The sequence below is a fragment of the Actinacidiphila yeochonensis CN732 genome, assembly GCF_000745345.1.
GTDB lineage: Bacteria > Actinomycetota > Actinomycetes > Streptomycetales > Streptomycetaceae > Actinacidiphila > Actinacidiphila yeochonensis.
Window position 1 is genome coordinate 964,222 of sequence record NZ_JQNR01000004.1, and the last position, 21,791, is coordinate 986,012.

The 21,791-nt window shown below is 74.5% G+C and carries 19 protein-coding genes; 10 read left to right on the forward strand and 9 right to left on the reverse strand.

Annotation, left to right across the window (positions count from 1 at the left end; all coding sequences use genetic code 11):
* Nucleotides 1-1,474: 1,474 nt before the first annotated feature.
* Nucleotides 1,475-1,885: a hypothetical protein gene (locus BS72_RS10685; protein WP_037908921.1), complete on the reverse strand. Its 411-nt coding sequence runs from the start codon at nt 1,883-1,885 to the stop codon at nt 1,475-1,477.
* Nucleotides 1,882-3,906, reverse strand: a complete 2,025-nt coding sequence (locus BS72_RS10690; protein ID WP_037908923.1) for a heavy metal translocating P-type ATPase — start codon at nt 3,904-3,906, stop codon at nt 1,882-1,884. Before BS72_RS10690 ends, BS72_RS10685 begins: the two co-directional genes overlap by 4 nt.
* A gap of 93 nt (nt 3,907-3,999) precedes the next feature.
* Between BS72_RS10690 and BS72_RS10695 the strand changes: the two genes are divergently transcribed.
* A complete protein-coding gene (locus BS72_RS10695; protein ID WP_037910020.1) occupies nt 4,000-4,386 on the forward strand; it encodes an ArsR/SmtB family transcription factor in 387 nt (128 codons plus the stop codon).
* A gap of 207 nt (nt 4,387-4,593) precedes the next feature.
* Here BS72_RS10695 and BS72_RS10700 read toward each other — a convergent pair whose 3' ends face one another.
* Together BS72_RS10700 and BS72_RS10705 are read right to left on the reverse strand one after the other, a co-directional pair.
* The gene (locus BS72_RS10700) at nt 4,594-5,871 is read right to left on the reverse strand and encodes a DUF4032 domain-containing protein (protein WP_037908926.1); all 1,278 of its coding nucleotides are present in this window, start codon (nt 5,869-5,871) and stop codon (nt 4,594-4,596) included.
* 235 nt (nt 5,872-6,106) lie between these two features.
* Nucleotides 6,107-7,042, reverse strand: coding sequence for a LysR family transcriptional regulator (locus tag BS72_RS10705; RefSeq protein ID WP_063836023.1), 936 nt, complete (start codon nt 7,040-7,042; stop codon nt 6,107-6,109).
* A gap of 119 nt (nt 7,043-7,161) precedes the next feature.
* Between BS72_RS10705 and BS72_RS10710 the strand changes: the two genes are divergently transcribed.
* The 5 genes from BS72_RS10710 to BS72_RS10730 all read left to right on the forward strand — a co-directional run bounded on the left by BS72_RS10710 (nt 7,162) and on the right by BS72_RS10730 (nt 11,754).
* A complete protein-coding gene (locus BS72_RS10710) occupies nt 7,162-7,959 on the forward strand; it encodes an amino acid ABC transporter ATP-binding protein (RefSeq protein ID WP_407638954.1) in 798 nt (265 codons plus the stop codon).
* A 211-nt stretch (nt 7,960-8,170) separates the two neighbouring features.
* Nucleotides 8,171-9,136 (forward strand): glutamate ABC transporter substrate-binding protein, encoded by a 966-nt coding sequence (locus BS72_RS10715; RefSeq protein ID WP_037908927.1) that lies wholly within the window; start codon nt 8,171-8,173, stop codon nt 9,134-9,136.
* A 6-nt stretch (nt 9,137-9,142) separates the two neighbouring features.
* On the forward strand, nt 9,143-9,790 hold the full coding sequence (locus tag BS72_RS10720) for an amino acid ABC transporter permease (protein ID WP_037908930.1): 648 nt from the start codon (nt 9,143-9,145) through the stop codon (nt 9,788-9,790).
* Nucleotides 9,787-10,731, forward strand: coding sequence for an amino acid ABC transporter permease (locus tag BS72_RS10725; protein ID WP_107498728.1), 945 nt, complete (start codon nt 9,787-9,789; stop codon nt 10,729-10,731). The genes BS72_RS10720 and BS72_RS10725 overlap by 4 nt, the downstream gene beginning before the upstream one ends.
* A 270-nt stretch (nt 10,732-11,001) precedes the next feature.
* Entirely contained in the window at nt 11,002-11,754 is a 753-nt protein-coding gene (locus BS72_RS10730) for a class II glutamine amidotransferase (protein ID WP_051950924.1), read from the forward strand.
* A 49-nt stretch (nt 11,755-11,803) separates the two neighbouring features.
* Here BS72_RS10730 and BS72_RS37155 read toward each other — a convergent pair whose 3' ends face one another.
* From BS72_RS37155 to BS72_RS10750, 4 genes are all read right to left on the reverse strand, one after another.
* Nucleotides 11,804-12,229, reverse strand: coding sequence for a helix-turn-helix domain-containing protein (locus tag BS72_RS37155; protein WP_037908933.1), 426 nt, complete (start codon nt 12,227-12,229; stop codon nt 11,804-11,806).
* 97 nt (nt 12,230-12,326) lie between these two features.
* Nucleotides 12,327-13,274 carry an aldo/keto reductase gene (locus BS72_RS10740; RefSeq protein WP_037910026.1) on the reverse strand — a complete coding sequence of 316 codons (948 nt, stop codon included), beginning with the start codon at nt 13,272-13,274 and terminating at the stop codon, nt 12,327-12,329.
* Between the two features lie 235 nt (nt 13,275-13,509).
* Nucleotides 13,510-14,505, reverse strand: a complete 996-nt coding sequence (locus tag BS72_RS10745; protein ID WP_037908936.1) for a L,D-transpeptidase — start codon at nt 14,503-14,505, stop codon at nt 13,510-13,512.
* Between the two features lie 531 nt (nt 14,506-15,036).
* Nucleotides 15,037-16,404, reverse strand: coding sequence for a glycosyl hydrolase family 8 (locus tag BS72_RS10750; RefSeq protein WP_157856200.1), 1,368 nt, complete (start codon nt 16,402-16,404; stop codon nt 15,037-15,039).
* A 681-nt stretch (nt 16,405-17,085) separates the two neighbouring features.
* Between BS72_RS10750 and BS72_RS10755 the strand changes: the two genes are divergently transcribed.
* The 3 genes from BS72_RS10755 to BS72_RS10765 all read left to right on the forward strand — a co-directional run bounded on the left by BS72_RS10755 (nt 17,086) and on the right by BS72_RS10765 (nt 20,439).
* Entirely contained in the window at nt 17,086-17,289 is a 204-nt protein-coding gene (locus BS72_RS10755) for a cold-shock protein (RefSeq protein WP_037908938.1), read from the forward strand.
* A 577-nt stretch (nt 17,290-17,866) separates the two neighbouring features.
* The gene (locus tag BS72_RS10760; RefSeq protein WP_051950926.1) at nt 17,867-19,399 is read left to right on the forward strand and encodes a DEAD/DEAH box helicase; all 1,533 of its coding nucleotides are present in this window, start codon (nt 17,867-17,869) and stop codon (nt 19,397-19,399) included.
* A complete protein-coding gene (locus tag BS72_RS10765) occupies nt 19,396-20,439 on the forward strand; it encodes a fatty acid desaturase family protein (protein ID WP_232792321.1) in 1,044 nt (347 codons plus the stop codon). The genes BS72_RS10760 and BS72_RS10765 overlap by 4 nt, the downstream gene beginning before the upstream one ends.
* A 79-nt stretch (nt 20,440-20,518) precedes the next feature.
* Here the strand turns inward: BS72_RS10765 and BS72_RS10770 are convergent, their stop codons facing one another.
* Entirely contained in the window at nt 20,519-20,890 is a 372-nt protein-coding gene (locus BS72_RS10770) for a MerR family transcriptional regulator (RefSeq protein WP_037908941.1), read from the reverse strand.
* An 83-nt stretch (nt 20,891-20,973) separates the two neighbouring features.
* Between BS72_RS10770 and BS72_RS10775 the strand changes: the two genes are divergently transcribed.
* Nucleotides 20,974-21,630 (forward strand): SDR family NAD(P)-dependent oxidoreductase, encoded by a 657-nt coding sequence (locus BS72_RS10775; protein WP_037908944.1) that lies wholly within the window; start codon nt 20,974-20,976, stop codon nt 21,628-21,630.
* The last annotated feature ends 161 nt before the right edge of the window (nt 21,631-21,791 follow it).

Consider the following 21,791-nt stretch of genomic DNA (forward strand, 5'->3'; position numbering starts at 1 on the left):
TGCGAGCACGCTATTCCCACCCACCCCTCCGGCACCACTGACACCCGGTCAACACCCGGTGGCCGGAGGGGAGACGAGGGGAAGCCGCCGGGGCGGAAGGCGCTCGTCCGCCCAGAGGGACCCTCGGGGCTGTGGTGAACTGGTGCCAGAGCAGGCGAGGTTCGCCCGCTGGTGACGCGTTCTGCGCGGGTGACCGCACGGCGGCCGGAAGCCGCGTGGCGGGCCTGCCCGGCTCCTTCGGCCGGCGCGGCGGGCGCGGGTGCCGGGGCGGCGAGCGGGGCAGACCTCGCCGGGAGCCGTACTAGCCTTGTGACTCATGGGAAACGGGAGCACGGTGAATCCGAAGGGCGAGCAGAAGCCGGCGGCCGCCGCGCCGGTTGTACCGCACCGGGCGAGTCCCGGCCGGAGAAGCCCGCGCATGGACTGCTGCGGCACCTGCCGCCGCCCGCTCGGCGGTGCCTTCATTTGCCCGGAGTGCGGCGCCTACGCGCCCGACATCGACCCCCGGGGTCCCGGCGCCGCGCCTGCCGGGGCCGACCAGGAGGCGGCCGCGAAGGACGACGACCGGCACTCGCGGTCCGCCGCTCCAGCCGCGAGGTACCGTCTCGAAAGGCGATCTGGCGGTGCGTCAGCGATCGGGTCGGAAGCCGGAGACCCGAAGGCCCTGTCACAGGCGCCGCAGACGCCTCAGGCCCCGCAGGTCCAGCGAACCCCGCAGGCCCCGCTGATACGCGTGCGGAGCGTGCCCCGGCGGACCTCCGGGACATCATCCCGGCCGGCGGAAGGAGCCGGTGCACCCGAGCCCGGCTCCCGCCCGGGACGCCCGCGGCACCTCCTCCGGGCGCCGCCGGCGAAGCGCCCGCCCCGCCGGAGGGCGCTGAGGGCGCCGAGCGGGCCGTCGCCCCGCTGAGCGGCGCCGTCACGGCCGCCGGGCCGCCGCCGCGTTCGCCACCCTCGCCGTCCTGGGCGCGGGCACCGCCACACTCGTCGCCACCTCCGGCTCCTCCGCCGAGCCGCACACCGCCACAGCGCCCGGCTCCGCTCCGCCCGGCACCACCGCCCCGGCTCCAGCGCCTCCGCGTCCACCGCTCCGGCCGCGCCCGCCGTGCCGGCCACGCCTGCCGAGCGCGCCCGGCCGCCCGCCCCTCGGCCACTGGCGCCGCCACCGCCCGGACCACGCGGCCAGGGGCCGCGTCACCGAAGCCGCCGGCCCCGACGGGCACCGCCACGGCCACCACAGCCACTCCCAGCGGGTCGACCGCGCCGTCCACCCCCTCCACCGGCCCGACGGGCACACCGAGCACCGGCGCCCCGAGCACTTCGCCCTCCGCCTCGCGGAGCCCGTTCTGCCTCCTCGGCCTCTGCCTGCACTGACCCGGGTCCCGGCGCGGAGGTCGCGACTGGTTCGCTTCCTCGCTGACCGTCCGACCTGCTGACCGGCCCCGTACCGATCGTCCCCGCCGTCGGCGGCGGGTCAGCGTTCGACTTCCTGGCGGATGCGCCGGGCCGGGCGGAAGACGTACAGGTCGAGGACGTCGGGCGGATCGGCGAGTCCGGGGCCGCCGGCCTCGACCCATGCGGTGATGTCGGCTGCCGCGTCGGGGTCGTTGACCAGGCCCAGCCAGACGGGCCGGCCGCCGGCTCCGCGTCCCTCGGCGGAGGGCTGGACGACGATGACGTCGGCCTGCTCGCAGACGTCCAGGCAGCCGACGGTCCGGACGGTGGCGACGGAGGCCAGGGACTGCCGGAGGCCGGTGAGCTGGGCGGCGTGGTCGAGGCCGGGGACCTTGGGGGTGCCGCAGCAGCAGCCGCGGCAGACCGTGACCGTGCAGCGGGCCGCCCCCGCCGTGGCGCTGGAGGCGGCCCGGCGGCTCCGCGCACTCACCTGGCGCCTTCCGCGTCTCCCGTGCCTTCTGTGCCTTCTGTGCCCTCGGTGCCGGCCCGCCTCCACGCGCTCTCCCGCAGCAGCCGCAGGCCGTTGAGGCCGACGATGACGGTCGAGCCCTCGTGGCCGAGGACGCCGAGCGGCAGCGGCAGGTGGCCGACCAGGTCCCAGACCACCAGGCCGGAGATGAACACCGAGGCGATCAGCAGGTTCTGCGCCACGAACCGGCGGGCCCGGCGCGACAGGGCGACCACGGTCGGGACGGTGGCGAGCTCGTCGCGCACGACGACCACGTCCGCGGTCTCCAGTGCGAGGTCGGAGCCGGCCCGTCCCATGGCGACGCCGGTGTGGGCCGCGGCCAGCGCGGGGGCGTCGTTGACTCCGTCGCCGATCACCAGCACCCTGCGGCCGGCCCGCTCCTGCTCCCGGACGGCGGCGACCTTGTCCTGGGGCAGCAGCCCGGCGCGGACATCGGTGATGCCGACCTCGGCGGCCAGGCGGGCGGCGGCGCGCGGGTTGTCGCCGGTCAGCAGCATCGGTGTGCCGCCGGTCAGCGTCGCCAGCGCGCTGACGGTGGCGGCGGCGTCCGGCCGCAGCCGGTCCGCGATGCCCAGAACGCCGACCGGCGTACCGTCCCGCCCGACCAGCACGGCGGTGCGGCCGCCGTGCTCCAGCTCCTCGGTGACAGCCGCGGCCTGGAGGGAAGGGGCGTCGTCGGCGCCGTCGGCCGACCGGGCCGGGGCGCCGACCGTCATGGCGGCACCGCGCACGGTGGCGGTCACACCGACGCCCGGGGCCGAGGCGAAGTCCGCGGCGACCGGCAGGTCCAGGCCCCGTTCGCGGGCGGCGCCCACGACGGCCCGGGCCAGCGGGTGCTCGCTGGGATGCTCGGCGGCGGCCGCGAGTACCAGCAGGTCCTCCTCCGACAGGCCGGAACCGGTCAGGGGGCGGATGTCGGTGACGCGCGGAGTGCCTTCGGTGAGGGTGCCGGTCTTGTCCAGCGCCACCGCGTCGGCCTGGCCCAGGCGCTCCATGACGACCGCGGACTTCACCAGGACGCCGTGGCGTCCGGCGTTGGCGATCGCCGACAGCAGCGGCGGCATGGTCGCCAGCACCACGGCGCACGGGGAGGCGACGATCATGAAGGTCATCGCGCGCAGCAGCGAGCCGGTCGCCGACGCGCCGAACGCCGGCGGGATCAGGAAGACGGCCAGGGTGGCGAGGACCATGCCCAGGGAGTACCGCTGCTCGACCTTCTCGATGAACAACTGCGTGGGCGCCTTGGTCCCGGACGCCTCCTCGACCATCCTGACGATCCTGGCGATCACCGAGTCGGAGGCGTCGCGCCCGACCCGGACCCGCAGTGCGCCGGTGCCGTTCAGGGTGCCCGCGAAGACCTCGTCCCCGGCCCGTTTGGCGACCGGCAGCGGCTCACCGGTGATGGTCGCCTGGTCGACCTCGCCGACGCCGTCCACCACCCGGCCGTCGGCACCCACGCGCTCTCCGGGCCGGATCAGGACGGTGTCGCCGACCACCAGGTCCCCGGTCGCGACGGTCTCCTCGCCGCCGCCGTCCAGCAGCCGGGTGGCGGTGGTGGGCGCGAGGTCGAGCAGGCCGCGCACCGAGTCCCGGGTGCGGGCGGTGGCCAGCGCCTCCAGGGCGCCGGAGGTGGCGAAGATGACGATCAGCAGCGCGCCGTCCATCACCTGCCCGATGGAGGCCGCGCCGACCGCGGCGACGATCATCAGCAGGTCGACGTCGAGGGTCTTCTCGCGCAGCGCCCGCAGGCCGGCCCATCCGGGTTCCCAGCCGCCGGTGGCGTAGGCGATCGCGTACACCGGCGCCCAGGCCCAGGCCGGGGCGCCGGCCAGTTGCAACGGCAGGGCGATCAGGAAGGCCACGGTGGCGGCGGCGGCCCAGCGGGCCTCGGCCAGCGCGAGGACGCGCGTACGACGCCTGGGAGGGGTGCTCCCGCGTGCGGCCGTGGCGGGAGCCGGGCGCTCGGTGAGGGTCGTGGACATGGCTGTGCTGTTCCTTCGCGCAGGCAGGGCGGGGCGTCCACCATACAGGAATACATGAACAGCTCTTCATCTGTCTTTTGTAGGATGGACGCCATGGGCCATGGAGCAGTCACCGCCGCCGAGAACGAGAACACCGTCCCGCGCACCCTGCTGGACGCGTCCAACGCGACCAAGGTCGCGGCCACCCTGCAGGCCCTGGCCACCCCCTCCCGGCTGCTGATCCTGGCCCGGCTGCGCGAGGGCCCGCTGGCGGCCACCGAACTGGCCAAGGCCGTCGGCATGGAGCAGTCCGCCTGCTCCCACCAGCTGCGGCTCCTGCGCAACCTCGGCCTCGTCGTCGGTGAGCGGCACGGCCGCTCGATCGTCTACGCGCTGCACGACCACCACGTCGCCGAACTCCTCGACCAGGCCGTCTACCACGTCGAGCACCTCCGCCTGGGCATCAGCGACGCACCCGAGGACACGGCCGAGACCGGCTGACCGCCCCCCGCCCGGTCGACGCCGCGCCCCGGGCGGCACGAACGGCCCCTCCTGGGCCGCGACTCCGGCCGCCGACCGACGTTGACGCCGCGCTCCGGGGCGGCACGAACCGCGGCCCGAGGACGATGGCGCCCCGGAACCCGGCCAGGACGGGAGCCGACGGGCGGAGAGGGCGAGGGGGCGAGGGGAGCGCGTGAGGTCGGGCCGTCAGTCCTCTGTCGGGGCCGGCTCCTCGACGGGAGCCTGGGACGGGTCCGGCCCGCGCGGTGCGAGCACGTCCTCGACGTAGCTCGCCACCGTGGCCTCCAGGCCGACGTCGTGCTGGGCCCGCTCGGACAGGTACCAGCGGTGCTCCAGCAGCTCGTGGTAGACCTGCGCCGGGTCCATGCCGCGCCGCAGCTCCAGGGGCACCGCGCGCACCGTCGGCCGGAACACGTCCCGCACCCAGCGGTGGGCCAGCACCTCCGGGCGCGCGCCCAGGGCGTGGTCGGCGCTGCGCGGGCCGGTCGGCGGGACGTAGTCGTCCTGCGTGGCCATCCACTGGTCCAGGTCGTTGAGCAGGCTGCGGGCCTGGTTCTCCTCGGTGTCCAGGCCGGTCAGGCGCAGCAGTTGGCGCTGGTGGTGGCCGGCGTCGACGACCTTCGGCAGGAACGTGACGGAGTCGCCGCCGGGGGAGCGCTGGATCTGCATCTCGGCGACGTCGAAGCCGAGGCCGTTGAGGCGGCGGATGCGGCGGTCGATGTAGTGCCGCTTGCTCGCCGGGTAGACGGACTCGCGGGTCAGCTCGTGCCACAGCTCCTCGTACCGGGCGCAGATCGCCTCGGCGAAGGTCAGGGGGTCCACCGAGGGGTGGAGCGAGCCGCCCGCCTCCAGGTCCATCAGCTCGCCGGCGATGTTCACCCGGGCCAGCTCGATGTCGTAGTCGCGCTGCCCGTCGCTGAGCTTCGGGTGGAGCTGGCCGGTCTCGGCGTCCACCAGGTAGGCCGCGTAGGCCCCGGCGTCGCGGCGGAAGAGGGTGTTGGACAGCGAGCAGTCGCCCCAGGCGAAGCCCGCCAGGTGCAGCCGCACCAGCAGCACCGCGAGCGCGTCCAGCAGCCGGCTCACGGTCCCCGGGCGCATCGTCGTCTCGAAGAGCGAGCGGTAGGGGAGCGAGCCGCCCAGGTGGCGGGTGATCAGCGCCGGTTCCAGGGGGGTGCCGTCGTCGGCGACCCGGCCGGTGACCACGGCGATCGGGTCGACCGCGGGTATCGCCAGCCGGTCCAGGTCGCGCAGCAGCCCGTACTCGCGGTCGGCCGCCCACTCGGAGACCTCCTTGACCGCCACCACCTCCTCGCCGGCCCGGGCGAACCGCACCACGTGCCGGGAGATGCCGCGCGGCAGCGCGACCAGCGACTCGGCGGGCCACTCCTCCAGCGGCAGCTGCCACGCGAGGTCGAGCAGGGCCGACGGGTGCTCGGCGTCGGTGGCTCTGATCTGGAGCGGCATGGTGCGGGTCCTCGGTCTCGGCTCGGCGGGCTCCGGAGGCCGGAGCACGGTTGCGTCCAGGCAATCTACCGTCCGGGACGGCCGGGCCCGCTGTCCCGGGTGTCCGCCGGGCCGCACGCGACGGCGCCCGAGCCGCGCCGCCGGCCGCCGGCGAGCCGCCCGGACGCCGCCCGGTCGAACGGCCCCCGGACCTCGGCGCGGCCCGCCCCCCGTGCGCGCAGCCGGCCCGCCCCCCTCAGTGCTCCCCGGGCACCGCCCCGCCGATCGCCGGGGCGGCCGCCATCAGCTGCTCGGCGCAGGCGCGGATCACCCGCACCGCCGCCGCCACCGCCCCGACCTGGAGCATGTCCGGCCACATCAGCAGGTAGGTGCGGCGCAGCGGCCAGTTGCTCAGCGGGCGGCACACCAGGCCGGGCAGCAGGTGGGCGTGCAGACCCAGCTCGCTCACCAGGCTCACCCCCAGTCCGGAGGCGACGAGGGCCTGCGTGGCCAGCGCGTCGTCCACCGTGGCCACCACGCGCGGGACGAAGCCGAGATGCGTGCAGGCCGCGACGAACCGGTCCCGGAAGCTCTCCATCACCCAGTTGCTGTCGGCCAGCTCGGCCAGGCCCACGGCCGGCCGGCCGGCCAGCGGGTGGTCCTCGCGCATCACGACGAAGCGCCGGTCGGTCATCAACTCCAGCCGCAGCATCGTCTCCTCGCCCTCGGGGAGCTCCTCGTTCTCCCAGTTGCACAGCAGGCCCACGTCCGCCTCGCCGGACCGGACCACCCGCCGCGCCTCCACCGGTTCGGCCTGCGCCACGGTCACCCGAACGCCTGGATGGGCCGCGGCCAGCCGTTCGACGGCCCGCGGCACCAGCGTCATGCAACTGCTCTGGAACGCCACCATGCGCACCAGGCCGCCGCCGTGCGCGACCGACGCGGCCACCTCCTGGTCGGCCGCGCGCAGCGCCGAGAAGATCCCGTTCGCGTGCCGGACCAGCACCTGCCCGACCTCGGTGAGCCGCAGGCCGCGGCCGACGCGCACCACCAGCGGCGCGCCGACGGACTGTTGCAGCCGCCGCATCTGGTAGCTGACGGCGGGCTGGGTGTAGCCGAGCGCCTGTGCGGCGGCGGTGTACGAGCCGGTCCGCGCCACCTCCGTCAGCACGCGCAGCCCCTGTACTTCCATCCAGGCATCATAAAAGCAACTGATGGATGGCCGAAAAAACCCTCGCTGGACGGAGGGAAGGGCGATCCGATGGAATGTCCGGCAACCGCAACTCGGCGCCTCGCCGCAGGAGTCATGCCTTGACCTCTTCTGACGCCCTGGCCGCCGCCGCGGACGACACACCGTCCGGGCCCGGCCCCAGCACCCCTCTCGTCCGCATCCGCGGTCTCAACAAGCACTTCGGCGGTGTCCAGGTGCTCCACGGCGTCGACCTCGACGTGCACCGCGGCGAGGTCGTGGCAGTGATCGGCCCGTCCGGGTCCGGCAAGTCCACACTCTGCCGCTGCGTCAACCGCCTGGAGACCATCACCTCGGGAACGATCGAGATCGACGGCGTGCCGCTGCCGGCCGAGGGGCGCGAGCTGTCCCGGCTGCGCGCCGAGGCGGGCATGGTCTTCCAGTCGTTCAACCTCTTCGCGCACATGACGGCCCTGCAGAACATCGCGCTCGCCCCGGTCAGGGTGCGCGGACTGTCCCGGGCCGAGGCGCAGGAGCGCGGCCGTCGGCTGCTGGCCCGGGTGGGCCTGGCCGACAAGGCCGACGTGCACCCGGCCCGGCTGTCCGGCGGCCAGCAGCAGCGCGTGGCCATCGCCCGGGCACTGGCGATGGAGCCCTCGGTCCTGCTGTGCGACGAGCCCACCTCCGCGCTCGACCCGGAGATGATCCAGGAGGTGCTGGACGTCCTCGCCGAACTCGCCGCCGAGGGGATGACCATGATCGTGGTGACCCACGAGATGGGCTTCGCCCGCAAGGTCGCCGACCGGGTGGTGTTCATGGACGCCGGCCGCATCCTGACCAGCGCCCCGCCCGCGGAGTTCTTCGCCGACCCCGGACACGAACGCGCCGCCGACTTCCTGTCCAAGGTGCTCCAGCACTGACCGTCCCGGCGCAGCCGGAAGCAGCCCGAACCAGCCCGAACCAGCCGGAACCAGCACGGCCCGCTTGAACCGGCCCGGACCGGACCGGCCCGCGCCCAGTGCACCGCGCGGGCGGGCTGCCGGCCGGCGCCGCCCACCGCCAGATCGCTCCGCAGATAGCTCCGCAGACTCCCGGACTCCCGGACTCCCCAGACAAGGAAACCCTCATCCAATGAACGCCGCCGTATCACCAAAGCGCCGCACCGCCCGGAGCACCGCCCTCGTCGCCGGTGTGCTCGCCGCCACCGCGTTCTTCGCGACCGCCTGCTCCTCCTCCGACTCCTCGGGCTCCTCGGCGGTGCCCGGCAACGGCGGCGGCAAGGCCACGGTCAAGAGCGACACGGACGCGGTCAGCGCCCTCATCGCCGCCGAGAAGCCGGCCGCGGACATCGCCCCGGGCTCCACCGCGGCGAAGATCAAGGCCCAGGGCTATCTGCGGGTCGGCGGGACCCAGACCGCCGCGCTGTTCTCGCTGCTCAACCCCACCACCGGCAAGGTGCAGGGCTTCGACGCGGCCATGTCGCAGCTGCTGGCGAAGTACATCATCGGCAAGCCCTCCACCAAGCTCACCAACGTCACCTCCGAGACCCGCGAGGCGCTGCTCAAGAGCCACCAGGTGGACACCGTCTTCGCCACCTACACCATCACCCCCGAGCGCGAGAAGCAGGTGGCCTTCGCCGGCCCCTACTACGAGGACGGCCTGGCCATCCAGGTCCGCAAGGGCACCACCGGGATCTCCTCCATGGCCGACCTCAACGGCAAGACGGTCATCACCGAGTCCGGTTCCACGGTGCCCGCCGCCGTCAAGCAGGCCGCCCCGCAGGCCAAGATCCAGCTGTTCGACACCAACACCGAGTGCGTGCAGGCCCTCAGCCAGAAGCGCGGTGACGCCTACGTCCTCGACCAGAGCCTGCTCGCCGGCAACGCGGTCACCAACAAGGACCTGGAGGTCCTGCCCGGCCTGTACACGAAGGAGGAGTACGGCGTCGGAGTCGCCCTGGACGAGCCGGACTTCAAGCAGTTCGTGAACACCTGGCTCCAGCAGGTGGAGGCCGACGGCACCTGGGCGAAGGTGTGGCAGGCCACCGTCGGCACCGAGGTGCCCGGCGCGGTCCCGACCCCGCCGACCGTGGGCTGATCCGCCGTGGGACTCATCGCCGACCACATCGGGGTCTTCGGCAGCGGACTGCTCGTCTCCGCCGAGATCAGCGCCTGCACGTTCGTCCTGGCCACCCTGCTCGGCGCCGTGCTCGCGGTCTGCCGGATCAGCCCGGTGCCGCCCCTGCGGATCTTCTCCCGGCTGTACGTCGCGGTGGTGCGCAGCGTCCCGCTGCTGGTGCTGCTCACCCTGTTCGTCTTCGGGCTGCCGGAAATCGGGGTCGTCTACTCGCTGCAGTGGACCGCGGTGACGGCGATGAGTCTGTACTGGGCGGCCTTCCTCTGCGAGGTGCTGCGGGCGGGCGTGCGGGCGGTGCCCCGCGGCCAGATCGAGGCCGCCCGCGCGCTCGGCCTGAGCTTCGGCCAGACCCTGCGGCTGGTCGTCCTGCCCCAGGCGGCGCGCTCGGTCATCCAGCCGGCCGCCTCCCTGTTCATCGCGGTGACCCTCAGCTCCTCGCTCGCCGCGGCGGTGGGGGTCACCCAGGAGCTGACCGGCCAGACCGAACTGCTCGACCAGAAGTACGCCCAGCCGCTGGTCACGTTCGGCGCCGCCGCCGTCATCTACGTCGCCATCGCGCTGTGCGTCGGCCGGCTGGCCGGCTACCTGGACCGCAAGTTGGAGGTGGCCCGATGAGCCTGCTGGACAAGGGCCGGTCCGGCCCCACCGACGAAGCCGGGGACGCGGCGCCGACGGCGCCCGCCGGCCGCGGCCGGGCAGCCGCGCTGCTGGAGCGCCTCGGCGGCGCGGACGAGGGCCTCTTCGACCAGCCCGGACCGCGCGGCCGCCGCCGTATCGCGGTGGCGAGCGCGGTCTCGCTCCTGGCGCTGGCCGCCCTGGTCTGGCTGGTGCTCCACCAGTTCGCGGCGCACGGCCAGTTGCACGCCGCGCAGTGGCGGATCTTCGGCCAGTGGCCGGTGCTGCACTACCTGCTCACCGCGCTGTGGGCGACGGTGCGCGCCACCCTGGTCAGCGGTGCCATCGCGCTGCCGCTGGGCGCGCTGCTCGCCCTCGGCCGGCTCGCCCGCACCCCGCTGCTGCGCTGGCCGGCCACCGTCTACGTGGAGGCCCTGCGCGCGGTCCCGCTGCTGCTGCTCATCTACGCCTTCCTGTTCGGCCTGCCCGAAGCCGGCGTGCGCGTCCCGCTGTTCTGGCAGCTGGTGTGGCCGGTCGCGCTCACCAACGCGGCCGTCTTCGCCGAGATCTTCCGCGCCGGGGTGCGCGCCCTGCCCCGCGGCCAGACCGAGGCCGCCCACGCGCTCGGCCTGAGCCACTGGACGACCATGCGCCTGGTGGTGCTGCCCCAGGCGATCCGGCAGACCGCGCCCGCCCTGGTCAGCCAGGTCGTCCGGCTGCTGAAGGACAGCTCGCTCGGCTACGTCGTCAGCTTCCTCGAACTCCTCAACGCCGCCAAGGTGCTCGGCGAGTTCGACCACACCATCGTCCAGGCGTACCTCGTCGTCGCGCTGATCTACGTCGTCGTCAACAACGCGCTCGCCGCCGTCGCCGGACAGATGGAGCGGCGCCTCGGCGGCGCCCCGGCGGCGCCGAAGGGCGACGGCGGACTGGCCGTCTGACCCCGCCACCTCCCACGCTCGCCGCTCGTCCTCCCGCCTCTCCGCCTCTCCGCCTCTCCGCCTCTCGCCCTGGCCACCCGCCTGCCCCTGACCGCCCGCCCTCCCGCATGCCCGCCGGACGGCTCCCCGCCGTCCGACGGCGGACTCCGGTGACCTTCTTCTCCCCGTCGGCCGCCGCTTCCGCCGTCCCCCGGGCGGGCGACGCGTGCGGCCGTGCCCGTCGAAGGACACGGCCGCACGCCGTCACGCCAGCACAGAAATGAGACCCGCATGTGTCGCTTCGTCGGAGTCGTCGCAGACGAGCCCGCCCCCGTCAGCCGCCTGATCGGCGACGACCTGGAACCGTTCCTCAGCCTCGCCTGCGAGCACGAGCACGGCTGGGGGGTGGCCCACCGCACCCCGGACGGAGCGATCCGCGTCACCAAGGCCCCCGAGCGCGCGGACCGCAGCGAGCGGCTGCGCGCCTGGCTGGACTCCTGCGTGACCGACATGGCCGTGGTGCACCTGCGGATGGCCAGCCCCGGACTGGCCCTCTCACCCGGGAACACCCACCCCTTCGGCGACACCCGCGCCGCCTTCGTCCACAACGGCGACTTCCGGCCCCGCGACTGCCTCGACGCCGTCATCGACCGGCAGCTGCTGGACGCCGCCGAGGGCCAGACCGACAGCGAGCGCTACTACCTGGCGGTGCGCACCCGGATGGACGCCGGCGCGCCCCCCGCCAAGGCCGTCGCCCAGGTCGCCGACGAGATCCGGATGCTCGCCGACGGCTACGTGGCCCTCAACTGCCTGCTGCTCACACCCGAGTCGCTCTACGTCTACCGCGACCACGACCCGGCCTCCGAGGTCATCACACGGCGCGGGGGCGCGTTCTTCGACCTGTACCGCCGCACCGGGGACGGCCGCACGCTGGTCGCCTCCGAGGGCTGGCCGCACCCCGAGCCGCTCTGGCAGCGGGTTCCGCGGCGGACCGTGCTGGAGATCCCCGAGGGCGGCCGCCAGACCGTCCTGCACAGCGCCTGACACCTGCCGCCGCCACGGCGGGTGTCAGGCCCGGTCCCGGCGCCGCGTCTCAACGCGCCGGGGCGGGCATGCCCCGGGCCTGGTGGCGCGCCCTCGGCCGGGCGGGCGGCGTCGGCTCCGGTGCCCGCCTCCCGTGCCCGGGCGGCGGTGGGACGGCCGCCACCGCGAAAGCGCCGTCGGTCAGCCGCCGGGCGCACCCGTCCGGGTGCCGGTCCACGAAGGTCTCCCCGACCAGGGCCCGGGGCGCCTCGCCCAGCGGCGCCCGCCCCGCTCCGGCCGGCTCGACGCTGCGGGCCGACGCTGCGGGTCGACGCTGCGGGTGGCGCTCAACGAACAGCGCCGAGCCCGACTCCCGCTCCAGCGCCCGCACCGACGCGGACGGACCCGACGGGGAGAGCACCAGCCGCTGGGCCGCCTCGGTGACGTGGCGCTCCCCGGCGACGGCGACGAAGTACTCAAGCCGGCGCAGTCCCACAGCCGGGTGATCCAACGGCTCACCCGGCACCTCGTCCGCGAGCAGCCGCTCGGCTCCCGCACCGTCCCGGACCGTCCCGCCGCCCCGCGCACCGCCCCTACGACCAGGGCAGCTCAGCGCGGTGCCGCCAGTACGCGCCCGGCTCCTCCGCCGCCTCCGCCAGCGCCTCCAGGACCTGAGGGGCCAGCCGGACGTCCCGGGCGGCGAGGTTGGACTCCAGCTGGGCCGTGGTGGCCGCCCCCGACAGGACGACGTCGGCCCAGGGCTGGTGGAGCGCCGCGGCCAGGGCGAACGCGTCCGGCGTGGCGCCGGCCGCCTCGGCCGGCGGTCCCAGCACCGCGGCGGCGGCGCCCCGCGGAGCCGACAGCCGGCCGTTGGCCATGGCCTCCTTGACCATCACCCGCAGCCCGGCCGCGTGCGCCTCGGCGAGCGCCGGCCCGACCGAGGGCTCCAGCGGGTTCCAGGTGGACTGCACGCAGCGGAACAGCGGCTCGCCCGCCACCTCGACCTCCAGCGCCGCCCGGACCGCGTCGCCCTGCGCCGGGCCGCTGGTGGACAGCCCCACCAGCACCCCCCGCTCGGCCAGGGCGGCCAGCGCGCGAAGCAGGGCGGGATCGGTGAGCGCCGGACTGTCCGGCGTGACCGAGTGGATCTGGTAGACGTCGAGCCGGTCGCCCAGCAGAGCCTTGGTCTCGGCCCGCTGCCGCTCGAAGGTGGCCAGCGAGTGGTCCTTCACCTCGTGCGCCTCGGCCTCCACCCGCCACCCCGCGGTGTAGGTGTAGCCCCACTTGCTGGAGACCACCGCGCCCCGCCGCGGGGCGTCGTCCAGCCAGCCGGCGAGGAACTCCTCGGCCCGGCCGTAGGAGCGGGCGGTGTCGAAGTGCCGCACCCCGCGCTCCCAGGCGAGGTCGAGCAGTTCACGGGTGCGCCGGCGCAGGTCGTCGACGCCGCGCCCGGGCGGCAGGTCGCGGTCCCGGCCCAGGTTGATGTAGCCGGGCCGGCCCACCGCGGCGAGCCCCAGACCCAGCACCGCGCGGCCGCTCAGGGCGGCGTCCTCACCGGGCGGGCGGGCGGGGTCGGCGGAGGCGGCGGGGGAGTGCGGTCGGTCGGCCACGGGGGCGGCTCCCTGCGGTGGTTCGGGCCGGACGGCGGGCCGGCCGCGGGATCGTACCCGGCCGGACACGCCGGGGCGCGGCGGCCGGTGCGGCCGCCGCCAGCAGCACCGTAGCGCCGCCTCGGCCCGCCGCCCCACCGCCGCGCCCTGGGGTGGTCCCGCGTGCTCAGGCCGCCGGGTTCGTGGTGATCTGTCCCTCGCCGCTGGCGCCCAGCCAGGTCGACCAGTCGACGTTGTAGTCCGCGTACCCGTTGTCGCCGGCCGCCTTGCCGCGCGGGGAGCCGGTGATGGTGATCGGGTCGCCCTGCTTGACGAAGTCGTAGAACCACTCCGCGTCGGAGAGCGACAGGTGCACGCAGCCGTGCGAGCCGTAGCTGTGGCCCGGGGTCGGGTCGCCGGTCGAGTAGTGCACGTAGGTGCCCGAGGTGGTCAGGTGCACGTCCCACGGCAGCGTCAGGTCGTAGTAGTTCGGGCTGCTCTTGTCGCAGCTGATGCCGACGCTGCAGGAGGTCATCCGGACCTCCTTCTGCTTGTCGATGACGGCCATGGTGCCGTCCCAGGACGGCCAGTCCGGGCTGCCCGCGTCGATCGGCAGGGTCTTGACCACGGTCCCGTTGTGCTTCACCTGCATCGTGTGCGCGCTGACGGAGACGGTCGCCTCGTTGTCGTCGCCGATGGTGAAGCTGTGGTGGTAGCTGTGCACGCCGTACCGGCCGTTGCCGTTGGGCACGTTGGTCATGTCGGCGTCCACCGTGACCTTGGTGCCCGCCTGCCAGTACCCCTGCGGGCGGAAGTCGACCCGCTTGTCACTGAACCAGTGCCAGGCCCCGGTGACCGGCACCGACGTCGATATCTTGATCGCCTTCTCGACGCCGGCCCGCGCCGAGGTGGCCACCGAGTCGGTGAACACCACCGATATCGGCATGGCCACGCCGACCGTGGCCCCGGTGACCGGGGTGATGGTGTCGAGCAGCATGGGCGGGCCGAGCGGCTTGGGCGTGGTCGGCTTGGGGCTCCCGGTCGTCTTCCCCGCCGTGGCCGAGGATGCCGCCTTGCCGTCCGTCGTCGACTGTGCCGAAGTGTTGCCGCCGCACGCGCTCGTCCCGGCGAGCACCGCTCCCGCCGCGAGTGCGATCCCTACCGTGGTCCTGACCCGACCCATGTACTGTTGCTCCACTCGTATCAATGCCCTGGCCTGCGTCGTCTGTAGGTGAGACTCCCGGCCGGCCCACTCGGTTCCACCCTCCGCGTAAAGCCGCGACCAAGATTGCGCCGGGCTCACCTCGCGAATGGCCGGGGCCCGCGGAACGTACCCCCTGCGCCTTCCCCGCTCCGCGCCCCGGCATCCCCGGGACGCCTCGGCCGCGCCCTCCGCCAGCCGCTCGGGTGGCGGCCAAGAACGTGGAGTCGAAGGCGAGTTCGGAGCATACACCGCATACAGGGTGAACGCGGGTGCGGGTGGTTCTGTTCCCGGGGCGGAGGGAGGGGGTGGCATTCGGGAGATTTCGGGCGTATTGCGCACCTGGTTCGTGGCAGGAGCATGTCGCCCGGTTTTCTTGTGAGTTCGCTGTGCGGGGTGCGGGGCGCGGGGGTGGGGCTCGCGCGGGCACGGCGGAGACCGGACGGGGCCGGGACGGCGGCGGCCCGGCCCGCGCAGGTGCGGGCCGGGCCGTGGGTTCACAGGTTCAGCGGTTCAGTGGTCCGGGTGGTGCCGCGGGGCCGTGTGCGTCCAGTCGCGGAACTGGCCGCTGTCGTAGAGCAGGCCCAGCATGTAGAGCATGCCGTCGTAGTAGCGCGCCTGTCCCGACGGGACGGCGGTGTTCCACATGTCCCGGACGAAGGCCGTGCGCCCCGGGTCGGTCGCCGAGATCGCGGAGGCGGAGTTCATCGCCACCAGGCCCTGGGCGTGTGCGGGTTCGTACGTGTTCTGCCCGGTGGACAGCGGCGTGCCGTCCAGGTGGTAGCGGCTGACGTAGGTGGAGACGCCCTGGCCCTCGAAGAACTTCTCCAGGGTGTTGGAGTACTCGGTCTCCCAGGGCTGCACGCCGTCCCAGGCGGCGTCCACGTTCGCGTTGGCGACGGCCCGCCAGGCGTCCTCCTGGAAGTTGTGGTCGTAGGCGTTGTCGTCGGCGGTCTCGAAGGGCCACATGAACGGCGTGCCGTCGAAGTTCGCGTAGCACGGCGCGAGACCGGTCCGCGGGTCCGCCGCCTTCCGCAGCAGCTGCTCGCCGGCGGTGTACGCCTTGTTCCACAGGGAGCTGTCCGCCGGGTCGGCCTTCGCGAAGACCCGGTAGAAGGCGGGCAGGCTGTAGGAGGGGTCGGTGAAGCCGACGGCGCCGGGCGGGGAGAACGTCGGCAGGTCGCTGGCCTGGTCGAACATGTTCACCCCGCCGTTGTCGGAGGCGTGCCACATCGCGTGCAGGATCTGCTCGGACTGCCGGCCGTAGGACTGCGCCCCGGTGCCGTTCCCCCAGCGGCCCGACGCCTCGGCCAGCGCCGCCGCGATCCACTGGTCGCCGTCGGGCGCGACGCCGGTGTCGATCACCTTGCCGGTGGTGTCGGTGTGCCAGGCGAAGTAGTACTTCTCGCCGCCGCTCCTGATCTGCATGTTGGTCCGCGCGAAGTTCCACAGCGAGTCGAACTCGTGCTTGTGGCCGAGCTGCACGGCGATCATCATCGCGTAGCCCATGCCCTCGGTGCGCACGTCCTGGTTGCCGATGTCCTCGACGTACGCCGTGTCCGGGGTCAGCTGGTAGTAGATGCTCTGCCCGTCGCCGTGCGTCGGGGCGGTACCCGGATCGCCGTGGAAGAGCTGCTGCCAGGCGGCCTGGATCTTCCCGTCGACGGCCTTCGACGAGTAGCCGGCGCGGGCGAACACGTCCGGCAGCGGGTCCCGCGGTCCGTCCGGCCGCTGGATCGACGGGCTGTGCCCGCCGGGGCTGCTGTGTCCGCCGGGGCCGTCGGCTCCGGGCCGGCCGGCCGCGAGCGCGGTGGTCGGCACGGCCGCCACGAGTGCGGCGGCGGACAGCAGGGCCACGGTCAGTCTGCGTGCTCTGGTCACACGACACCTCCATGTGTCACGCGCGGGTGCCGGCGGCGGGCACCGATGGTGTGCGGGGCGGGATCGCGGCGGGGCGTGCACCGTCCGCCGGGTACGGCGCCGCCGCCGTACGCCCGCGGACCCGGGGGGACGGGCCCTCGCGGGGAGAGCGCTACGGTCCGGCCGGCCGTCAAGAGGGGCATCCACACCTCGCGCCGCCCCGCCGGACCCGCGGCCCAGCCCCGTGCGGACCGCCCCGGCGAGGACAGCCGCCAAAGCTAGTCGACCCCCGAAATATCGTCAACGGTTTGACAAATAGCGCGACCTGGGTGCTTGTCAGGTGCCGCGGCCGTCTCAGGGGTGCTCGCCCGGCCATCGTGTCCTGACGATCCGTGCGCTCGCGTGGGCGGAGCCGGGTCCGGCTGCCCGCCGGTCCGGGGAACCCTGTCCGGAGCGTCGGCCACGGCACTGGGCGTGCCCGCACGGCCGCCGTTGCCACGGGTCGGTGATCCGGTTCGCGGCGGCCGGATCTGTGCTACCTTCGCCAGCGTTGCAGTTTTGGTACCCATGAGTTCTGTGTGCGCCTGACGGGATGTGACCCTCGGGCGCATTTTGTGTTCTGGCCTCCAGTTGGGGTCATCGCGGCGACACCGGCCCGCAAGCAGCGGGTTCGGCACTGCCCCCCGTCAAGGGAGTTCAGACATGGCCAGCGGCACCGTCAAGTGGTTCAACGCGGAAAAGGGCTTCGGCTTCATCGAGCAGGACGGCGGCGGCCCGGACGTCTTCGCCCACTACTCGAACATCGCGGCTCAGGGTTTCCGTGAGCTCCAGGAGGGCCAGAAGGTCAACTTCGACGTCACGCAGGGTCAGAAGGGCCCGCAGGCGGAGAACATCACCCCGGCCTGACCCGGCACGGCACCACCTCGGGCCGGAGCCCCGCACCATCTGCGCGCGCGGGCTCCGGCCTTTGCCACCTCGGCGCAACCGCCGCCTCGGCACCGCCGTCGCCTTCGCGTTCTCCGCCACCTTCGCGTCTCCGCGACCTCTGCCGCCTCCGCACCTCTGCCCGGGCGCACGGAGCGACCCCGCACGGCGCGGGCGCCCGTCCCCTCCAGCCCGCTCCCGGACCCGCCGCGCCAGCCGGCCGCCGCCAGGGGCTCTCCCGTCCGGCGCGCAGCCGCCGCCGTACTTCCGACTCCCGCCGTCCGCGCTCCTCCCGAGCGTGCCGCGCACACCCCGCGGCCGCCCTCGCGCGCCGCACCCCTCGTGGACAGCGGTGCCCGTTCCGGAGGCGCGACGCCGCACTCTCTCCCCCCACGGCACCACCCCTCGGGGGCCGTTGCCCCTCGCGTACCGCGTTCCCGCCCGTGCCGGCACCCGTCGTGCACGCCGCGCTCATCCCGGCTCGTATCGCGGGTCTCCGCCCGTCGTGTTCCCCGCGGAGTCCTTCCGGCACGCGCCGCCTTCACGGAAGGCCCCCCGCATGTCACAGGACACACCCCGCAGCCGGCCCGCCCGCGCACGCCGCTCCGACGGCTCCCGGCAGGGTTCCGGCCGCGCCGCCGGCCGTGCCGGCCGCCGTGGTGACGGGCAGGCACTCGCCGTGGCGGGCACCCCCGGGCCGCCGCCCGTCGAGCACTTCGCCGACCTCGCCCTCCCGGCCCCGCTGCTGGCCGAGCTGACCCGGCAGGGCGTCACCGTGCCGTTCCCCATCCAGGGCGCGACGCTGCCGAGTTCGCTGGCCGGGCGGGACGTCCTCGGGCGGGGGCGCACCGGCTCGGGGAAGACCCTCGCCTTCGGGCTGGCCGTACTGGGCCGCGTCGCCGGCCGCCGCGCGGAGCCGCGGCAGCCGCTCGCGCTGGTCCTCGTCCCCACCCGCGAGCTGGCCCAGCAGGTCACGGACGCGCTGACGCCCTACGCGCGGGCGACCCGGTTGCGGCTGGCCACGGTCGTCGGCGGGCTCTCGGCCGGCCGCCAGGCAGCCGCGCTGCGGGGCGGCGCCGAGATCGTCGTCGCCACCCCCGGCCGGCTGCGCGACCTGGTCGAGCGCGGCGACTGCCGGCTGGACCAGGTCGTGGTCTCCGTACTGGACGAAGCCGACCAGATGGCCGACATGGGCTTCCTGCCGCAGGTCACCGCACTGCTCCGGCAGGTGGCCCCGGGCGGGCAGCGGCTGCTGTTCTCCGCGACGCTCGACCGGGACGTGGACACGCTGGTCCGCCGGTTCCTGTCCGACCCGGTGGTGCACGCGGTGGACCCTCCGGCCGGGGTGGTGGCCGCCATGGAGCACCACGTGCTGCACGTCGACGACGAGGACAAGGCCGAGGCGGCGGTGCGGATCGCCGCCCGCGAGGGCCGCGTGCTGCTCTTCCTGGACAGCAAGCGCGGCGCCGACCGGCTCACCAAGAGCCTGCTCGCCCGCGGGGTCCGCGCCGCGGCGCTGCACGGTGGGAAGAGCCAGCCGCAGCGCACCCGCGCGCTCGCCCAGTTCAAGAACGGCGAGGTGACGGTCCTGGTCGCCACCGACATCGCGGCGCGCGGCATCCACATCGACGACCTGGACCTGGTGGTCAACGTCGATCCGCCCGCCGACCACAAGGACTACCTGCACCGCGGCGGACGCACCGCCCGGGCCGGCGCCTCCGGCAGCGTCGTCACCCTCGTGACCCCCGACCAGCGCCGGGACGTGGTCCGGCTGCTGGCCCGGGCCGGCATCACCCCGCGTACGGCGAAGGTGCGCCCCGCGGACGCCGAACTGGCCCGGATCACCGGCGCGCGGCTGCCGTCCGGAGTGCCGGTCGTCGTGGCCCAGCCCCCGGCCGCCGTGCCCCGCCCCGCGCGGGCCCGCGCCCGAGGGGCCGTTCGCGGCGGCCGCCCGGCGGCCGCCGGCGCCCCGCAGACGGGCGCCCAGCACGTCGGCCGGGACACCGGCCAAGGGACCGCCGCGGCCCCGCGCTCCGGCGTCCGGGCCGGCAGCCCCCGCTCCTCGGCCCGTCCCCACCGGCGGGCGGCGTGAGGCCCCCGGCGGTCACCCCGCCGTCCGAGCCGCTGTCGGCGCCCGCGGCCGAGGGCAGCGACTTCTCGGCGCTGTACCGGCGGGTCGCCGCCTCCGGGCTGATGCGCCGCCGCCCGGGCTACTACACGGCGCGCATCGGCGGCGTCGCCGTCCTCTACGGCGCCGCGTGGACGGCGTTCGCCCTGCTGGGCCACTCGTGGTGGCAGCTGGGAATCGCCGCCGCGCTCGGCGTGCTGTTCGCTCAGATCGCCCTGGTCGCCCACGACATCGCCCACCGGCAGGTCTTCCGGCTGCGCCGGCCCAGCGAGGCGGCCGGCCGGATAGCGGGCAACCTGTGCGTCGGCATGAGCTACAGCTGGTGGCAGGACAAGCACACCCGGCACCACGCCAACCCCAACCACGAGGAGCTCGACCCGGACGTCAACCCCGAGGTCCTGGTCTGGTCGCGCGGCCAGGCCCGCGAGGCGCGAGGCGTGGCCAGGTGGATCGGCCGCCGCCAGGCCTACCTGTTCTTCCCGCTGCTCACCCTGGAGGGGATGAACCTCCACGTGGCCGGGGTGCGGGCGCTGCTGCGGCCCGGCTGCCGCAGGCGCGGCCTCGAAGCGGTGCTGCTCGGCCTGCACATAGCCGGCTACCTCACCGCGCTGCTGGTGGTGCTCGGCCCCCTCCAGGCGCTGGCCTTCCTCGGCGTCCACCAGGCGGTCTTCGGCGTCTACATGGGCTGCACGTTCGCGCCCAACCACAAGGGCATGCCGACCCTCACCGGCTCCGAGCGCCCGGACTTCCTCCGCCGCCAGGTGCTGACCTCGCGCAACGTCCGCGGCGGCCTGCTGATCGACGTGGCACTCGGCGGCCTCAACCACCAGATCGAGCACCACCTCTTCCCCAGCATGCCGACCCCCCACCTGCGCCGGGCCCGGCCGATCGTGCGGGCGTACTGCGCCGAACTGGGCATCCCCTACGCCGAGAGCGGCCTGCTGTCCTCCTACGCCCAGGCCCTGCGGCACCTGCACGCGGTCGGCGCCCCTCTGCGCTCCTGAGCCCGACCGGTCGCTGACGGGCGGCGGGGAGGGGCCCTCGTCAGGGCACGCCGCTTCCGCGCGCCGTGACGCGACAGGATCAGCGACCCTCCCCGTCCCCCGGCGCCGTGTCGAGAACGGCGTCCAGCACGCGCCGGGAACTCTCGAGTCGGCTGATCGCCTCGGTGATGCGGGTGCGTTCACGCCGCAACTCCCCGACGAAGGCCGGACAGCCCGACGGCACCCTCAGCTCGTCCTCGTCGCGCACACAGTGCACGACCTTGGCGATGACAGCGGTGGAGAGTCCGGCGGCGAGCAGGGCCCGGATGCGGTGCACCACCGCGACGTCCGCCTCGACGTACTCGCGGTAGCCGTTCTCCAACCGGACCGGCTGGAGCAGGCCCTGCTCCTCGTAGTAGCGCAACAGCCTCCTGTTCACGCCGGTTTCGTGAGCGAGGTCGCCGATTCGCATCCAGCCCTCTCCTTGACCTTCACACCGGTGTGACGCCTTACCGTCCGAAGTATCACTGATCGTGAGTCAAAGGGGAGGCGATCATGCCAGGTGCGGTGATCATTGGTGCGGGACCGGGAATCGGCCAGGCGGTCGCCCGCCGGTTCGCCCGGGAGGGAATGCCGATCACGCTCATCGCCAGGGGCGGTCGGACGCTGAGCGCCGCGGCGGACGCGGTCGCGCCGCACGGCGTTCCGGTCGTCACGTTGCGGGCCGACAGCACCGACCGGGCCGCGTTGGACGCGGCCCTGGACCAGGCCGTCGGCGAGCACGGCGTGCCGGAGGTCGCCGTGTACAACGCCGCGCTCGTCCGCGCGGACGCGCCGGGTGAGCTCTCGGTGCGCGAACACATGGAGGCGTGGGCGGTCAACGTGGTCGGCGCGCTCAACGCCGCGGCGCGCCTCGCGCCGGCGATGGCGGCGCGAGGCAGCGGAACGATCCTCGTCACCGGCGGCATGCCCGAGCCCAGAGCGCAGTACGTGAGCCTCTCCCTGGGCAAGGCGGGCGTGCGGACCCTGGTCGCGCTGCTCGATCAGCAGTACGGCTCCTCCGGAGTGCACGTGGCGAGCGTCACCGTGGACGGCCCGGTCGCCCCCGGCACCGACTTCGACCCCGACGACATCGCCGAGCACTACTGGCAACTGCACACGCAGCCCCGCCACATGTGGGACCACGAGGCGCTGCACACCGGCCGCTCCTGACGGCGCGCCGCCCCATGCCCGAGGCCGGTGGCCCCAGCCCGGTACCGGTACGCGTCTGCCGGGCTGGGTCCACCGGCTTTACCTGGGCTGTGAAGAACCGGCGGCCTGCCAGCCGTTCAGGCCCGGGCGGAGAGCCGATGCGCGACCTGGGGCGGCGCGGC